Annotated in this window: 5 protein-coding genes; all 5 read left to right on the top strand. The window is 40.8% G+C overall.

Features of this window, described 5'->3' with window-relative positions; all coding sequences use genetic code 11:
• Nucleotides 1-231: 231 nt before the first annotated feature.
• Entirely contained in the window at nt 232-870 is a 639-nt protein-coding gene (locus tag AB4371_RS22155) for a response regulator transcription factor (RefSeq protein ID WP_372150670.1), read from the top strand.
• A gap of 171 nt (nt 871-1,041) precedes the next feature.
• Nucleotides 1,042-1,626 carry a hypothetical protein gene (locus tag AB4371_RS22150; RefSeq protein WP_372054894.1) on the top strand — a complete coding sequence of 195 codons (585 nt, stop codon included), beginning with the start codon at nt 1,042-1,044 and terminating at the stop codon, nt 1,624-1,626.
• Nucleotides 1,627-1,714: 88 nt separating this feature from the next.
• Nucleotides 1,715-2,395, top strand: coding sequence for a molecular chaperone (locus AB4371_RS22145; protein WP_102319913.1), 681 nt, complete (start codon nt 1,715-1,717; stop codon nt 2,393-2,395).
• Between the two features lie 10 nt (nt 2,396-2,405).
• Nucleotides 2,406-4,796, top strand: a complete 2,391-nt coding sequence (locus AB4371_RS22140) for a fimbria/pilus outer membrane usher protein (RefSeq protein ID WP_372054892.1) — start codon at nt 2,406-2,408, stop codon at nt 4,794-4,796.
• Nucleotides 4,797-4,799: 3 nt separating this feature from the next.
• Nucleotides 4,800-5,654: a hypothetical protein gene (locus AB4371_RS22135; RefSeq protein ID WP_102319911.1), complete on the top strand. Its 855-nt coding sequence runs from the start codon at nt 4,800-4,802 to the stop codon at nt 5,652-5,654.
• Nucleotides 5,655-5,841 lie beyond the last annotated feature (187 nt).

Below are 5,841 nucleotides of genomic sequence, written 5' to 3'. Positions count from 1 at the left end.
ATCTACCCTGCCAGATAGGGGTACTAAAGTATGACCCATTGGTGCGCATTTCATTTCATTTCATTTAGTTATATATCATTAAAAATCAACACCTTAAAAAAATACCACATCCATTACATTGAATAATGCTCAATCAATACTAATATTGTTTAACCAGAGACCGTGGGATAACTCCCCATTAACCTACCGATTATTAAAGATTTTGTGTATGAGTAAATAGAGAGGTCAATCATGGAAGTTGATTCTGAACTCGCGTTAGACATTCATGTCCTTACCCGAAATAATTCATACTATCGGGTGATAAAAGACCTACTTTCGGTATCTATTCCTAGTGCGCAAATAACTCATTCCCAATGCTTTATGCAAGTACCGAAACTCGAACCTGAAACGGTTGTTTTATTTGATATTCAAACAATGCCATGCCCCAAAAGATACGGATTTATCCTACATGAACGAAACGAATTTTGGTTAGCAGTCAATGTGAATGACAATACCTCTACAGTATGGCTAGAGAAAGGCTTTTCAGGGCAAGTCGGTCAGCACTTTGAGTTTATATCGAAAGCAATTTTATCTGTTTATCAAGAAGATATATGGTTCCCAAGGTCAGTGTTAAATAAGCTGGTTTCTTCCTATCAAAGCAATGAGCCTAATTATGAATCAGCTTGCGAAAATATAATCAATTACAAAGAGTTAACTAAAAAGGAAAGGGATACCTGCACATTGATGCTAAAGGGGCTTTCAAACTCTCAGATTGCATCTCAGCAGCACGTCAGTATCAATACAGTGAAAACTCACTCATCAAACTTACTTCGTAAATTAAACTTACGATCGAGATATGAACTTCTTGCTCAAGTAAAAAGCGCTAACTAGGTAGCAACAAGGTTAAATCAAAAGAAAAATGAATTATGACAAAACTCATTCTAAACTCACCCTATGCAAACGATATTTTTCACTCCATGTGATGAGGTTTGACTAACCGTTCCCTCGTAGTCTTTAGAGGCGATGCACAGATATGCATCTTAACTAACGAGGGATTGAGTTATGAAAAAGTTACTTCTTGCTACTGCTGTAGCAGCCGCTTCACTTTCTTTTGGCGCTTCTGCGGTTCAATTTAATAATGCTGTGGACTTTACGACACTGAGTAACACGGACCAAAAAACGATTCGAATTGAAGGCCGAGTTCCAAAACGCTGTCTACTGCGAATAGGTAAGAAAGATGTGAAGAATAACGTTCTACGCAAAGCGAACAAAGTGCACGAGGATTCATGGTCCAATGGCTTCAACAATAAGGAAGTTTTGGTAGGTAACTTGCGTGCATGGTGTAACTACGGAACTGATTTGGAGTTTTCAGTAACAGCTTACCAGCTAAACGGCGTAACCAAGCACAATATGAGTGAAAAAATTAACTACGCAGTGAAAATTGGTTCAGATACGGTGGCGAACACCGAAAACGACCATGGCATGGAGGTAACGGCGTCGCCAATTCCATCATTGGGCGAACACTTGGTGAACAAAATCAACAAGCATCCAATTTATGTACAACCTGAAGATTCAGGCTTTGCACGAGCAGGTAAATATAAAGGTAAAATCAAAGTGAGTCTTGCTGCAGCAGGTCCAGCAAGCTAATAACCGAATGACGCTTTATGGATAATGTCTTTTAGGCAAGAAACTTGGCTCGGTTCTCGAGCCAAGTTTATTTTATGGAGAAATATCAATGACTAGGATTATAACTCTTCTATTTTCTTTATTGTTCAGCTCAGCCCTTTTCGCGTACGAAGTCAGCCCAATCTATCTAGAACTTGATGATGTTGGTCGAAATGCACAAGGCTTGTATAAAGTGACTAATGTGGAAGAAGAACCAATCCTCTTAGAAGTAAATGTCTATCAAACTGATTTTTCTACTGGCGAAGAAATTTTAACACCATCGGAAGATGAGTTTCTCGTCCTTCCACCTCAAGCTAAAATTGACGGGCAAAAATCTCAGACTTTCCGCGTACGTTACATGCCAACAGGACCTATAAAACAAACCGTCACCTACCGTATCGTCTTTTCGCAAATTGAACTAGAAAATCAAATTGAGGAAGATGACGACAGTTCTATTTCCATGTTATTAGAGTTTGCGACTTTGGTTTTTGTCTCTCCCACATCCAGTAAATCAATTCCAACTACTACACTCCAAAATCGCCAGGTTGCTATCCGTAACGATGGCAAACGAGTACTGAACATGAATGGTATGGAGTTCAGCTTCTCTGGTGACAAAGCAAACAAAACGGTCGATTGGGAAGTATTAAGTAAAAAGACAAGCGCTTACTTAATGCCAGGAACAACCGTCAAGTACACCTTACCAAGTGAATTAGGGCAGCCAGAGAAAGTTTCTGTTAAAACAATAGACTAGTGAGGTTTTCATGAAAAATCTCATTTTATGTCTCACTCTCATTACTGTTATACAAACCGCGCTCGCGCAAAGTTGGTTGTTCCCATTCCCAGTAACTTGGGGGGAAAACACTATCGGCGAAGTAAATGCGTATTCTGATGGTATGACTGTTGGATCCATTAACGTAGAACAGCTTGTGCAGGCAACTGAAAAGCTGATCAACCCTGAGACATTGGTGGCGCTACGAAATTTCTCCGAAGAGTACATTACGATAGAACAACTGAACCATATGGGTATCAGTGCAACCTTCAATTCCTCCGATCAAAATATTAACCTAGTTATTGATGAAACCGCTGCTGCTGAGTTTTTGCTTTCGTTTGGTAGCAAATATGAACCCGCCCAATACTCAGAAAGCGCTTTTTGGACAATGCAAAATACATTAAATGCCAGTACTGACTACTCCTTGTTTAACGACTCTAATACAGAGGACACCCAAACGTGGCTTGGTGAATGGTTATTAAAAACCAATATTGGCGGCGTTCGAGGCGCTAATATTGACATTTCCGGTTTTGTTACTGGTGGTAACGATATCAACTCTGACGTCTATCGTGGCGAAGCTCGTCTTTTCTTCGATGAACCGACAACCCCTTTTCGACTTACCTTTGGCGATGTAACCCAAGCAAGTGCCGGACACCTTCCTAGTACACCTCTCGGTGGACTTGCTTTTGAACGTTTGTACCAAGACTTACAACCTACCCGGAATATCCAAAATGGCGGAACTCAACCACTGGTACTGAATGAGAGTGCTGATATAGAAGTCTATATTAACGACGTTTTTCTCACTGAAATTCGCTTACCTCCAGGTCGATATACACTAGACGACTTGCCTCTCGTTTCTGGTACCAATGATGTTCGGTTGGATATTAGTTATCAATCAGGTCGAACCGATACCATCGTTTATAGCCAGTTCTTTAACTCGCGTTTGTTACGCGAAGGTATTTCAGATTTTGGATTCTACTCTGGTTTAACGTCGACGATTGAAGATAACAACTTTAAGTATGACGACGAGCAATGGGTAACTTCTGGTTATTATGACTATGGTATTAGCGATACCTTAACAGCCGGTGCAAACGCTTTGTATCACCCTGAAGGACAGCAACTAGGCGTGATTGCAACAATAGGTTCTGATTGGGGGAATTTAGGCGTTAGAGCTTCAGCACAAAACAACAAGCCCAATAACGATACAGGTAGCATCTACAGCTTAGATTATTCCCATCAACTATGGGGAACAGACAGTTATGGCTCCCCAAACTTTCGCCTTGGTAGTGAATACCAGGATAATTATTTTGCACTACCCTGGCAGATTGCAGATGCGAGTACTGGACTTCGTGTCTTTTCAAACTACGTTTTCAGTATTACGGATAACCTTAGTTTAATCCTGAGCGGTGACTATCGTGATTTTGAAGAGGCTGAAGTGCAATGGCAGGCTTCTACTGAAGTTGCTTGGCAATTTTATAATATATCACTCTCTGCTGGTATAGAGAAAGAAGATAACCCAAATGAAAACATTGACGAAACCCGTTTTACTTTTTCAGCAGATTGGGACTGGAACTCTGACAATGGAGAATACAATGCAAATATATCCTACTCCAACGAACCAGATACCTATCGAGCTCAATTTCAACGCCCATCAGAGGACTATACGGGCAGTTATGGCTATGCGATGACTGCTGAAGGCGAGAGCGACTCTCAAACTTACTCTTTCGAGGGTAATTATGTGGCAAACCGTTTTATCACAGATGCTAAGGTTTCTCACCTAGCATTTGATAACTCAGCAAACTACCAAACCGCTTCTTTACGAGCAAGTACAGCGCTTACCCTGGCTGACGGTAACTTAGCTTGGTCACGTCCCATCAATGGTCCAGTGGCAATTATTGCCGTTCATAACTCGTTAGATGCTGATGTAGAAATTAATGCGGTTGCAGATGATCCTGCAGAAGCAATATCTACCTATACTATTAGTAATGCCGTTCAGTTGTCTGGAGGGCACCAATTGTCCAGTATCTACATTGATGTGCCAGACGCACCGATAGGTTATGACTTTGGCGACCACGAGTACAGCATTACGCCAGGATCACAAACAGGCCATCTAATAAAAATCGGATCGGCAGCATCGAAAACCATCATTGGTAAAATTGAGATCGGACAAGAAAAACCATTAAAGCTCTTCCAAGGTCAGTTGGTTGGACAACAGAAAACGTACGAATTTTTCACTAATCGATCAGGCAGGTTCGTTGTGGAAGGCGTTGCACCGGGCAACTACACCATCGTCATAGATGGCTTTAGCCCAACAAAATTGAACGTCCCAGAAATCAATGACAACCTGATTTATCTACCAACTTTACTTATTAAAGAGGGATAAACCATGAAACACTTTCTAAAGATCTCAGTGTTCGGTTTAGCCATGTTATCTCAACCAATTTGGGCCGCCGAATGCAATGGCAAGTGGATGCTAAACATCGACAGAAGCAATGTTGAATTTAAGCGAGATTTAGGCGCTTATATTCCTGTTTATTTAGAGTTGTCACGTGATATTCAGAACTGTCGATTCCCAATGGCCATAGTATCGGTCAACAATAAACAATCTAGCTACTTAAGTTCAATTGGAACGAATTTGCCCCTTACTATTCTGGACAAGAACTTCCGTCAATTGAGTCACTTTCCTAGCAAAGGTTTTCAACTACCTCTGGATAATAGCCAAAGGACGAAGTTTTGGATAAAGGTACCAGAAGCTAAAGTAGCAGCATCTGGTAACTATAACGGACTTCTTGAAGCCTCTATTTCCTTAGATAGAAAGCAAGAGACCAAAAATGCCAAAGTTAAACTCAAAGTCCCAGCGTTTGTAGCTTTCAACTCAGTGCCAAATGCGCCACACGTTCAACGTTCAGGGAGCTCAGGTTATCGCTTCCAACTTGGTGATCTTGAATCTAACCGCACCTACCGTTCTGATTTTGATCTTCTTTCAAACTCGAATGTAAGGTTAGTTGTAAAGCAAAAATATGGAGAGTTAAAGCAGAAGTCGGAACCCAATATCTCGATCCCATATACGTTGCGATTTAATAATGCTTTGGTAAACCGGAAGTCAGTTTATACCTTCTCAAACAATGATGAAACCAAGCGTTGGGGGCTCCCCCTTGAAGTAATGCTAGGTAACATAGACTTTGCGAGAGCTGGTAAATATCAAGATACGATAACGGTTGAAGTTAAAGCTATGCCATAGATACACGTGATGAAGAAACCTACGGTTTAGTCAGTGGACAGCTAAAAATATTAACGAACACCGTATATGGCTCTACCACTATCCTATGAAAAGAAATTAATGCATCACTGTAACTTTAAGTTTTTGGATATAAGCACTTAAGATAAGAGAGCAGAATTAGTTTTGTTGAAATCGAGTAGGAGGAGGC

Origin of the sequence: Vibrio sp. 10N.261.51.A3 (genome assembly GCF_041471965.1) — a bacterium.
Classification (GTDB): Bacteria; Pseudomonadota; Gammaproteobacteria; order Enterobacterales; family Vibrionaceae; genus Vibrio; species Vibrio crassostreae_C.
The sequence above is the reverse complement of the archived record's forward strand: the minus strand, read 5'-3'. Positions and strand labels throughout refer to the sequence as shown.

Coding starts and splice junctions, on each gene's coding strand:
- AB4371_RS22155 (WP_372150670.1), top strand. CDS start 232: ATGGAAGTTGATTCTGAACTCGCGTTAGACATTCATGTCCTTACCCGA.
- AB4371_RS22140 (WP_372054892.1), top strand. CDS start 2,406: ATGAAAAATCTCATTTTATGTCTCACTCTCATTACTGTTATACAAACC.
- AB4371_RS22145 (WP_102319913.1), top strand. CDS start 1,715: ATGACTAGGATTATAACTCTTCTATTTTCTTTATTGTTCAGCTCAGCC.
- AB4371_RS22135 (WP_102319911.1), top strand. CDS start 4,800: ATGAAACACTTTCTAAAGATCTCAGTGTTCGGTTTAGCCATGTTATCT.
- AB4371_RS22150 (WP_372054894.1), top strand. CDS start 1,042: ATGAAAAAGTTACTTCTTGCTACTGCTGTAGCAGCCGCTTCACTTTCT.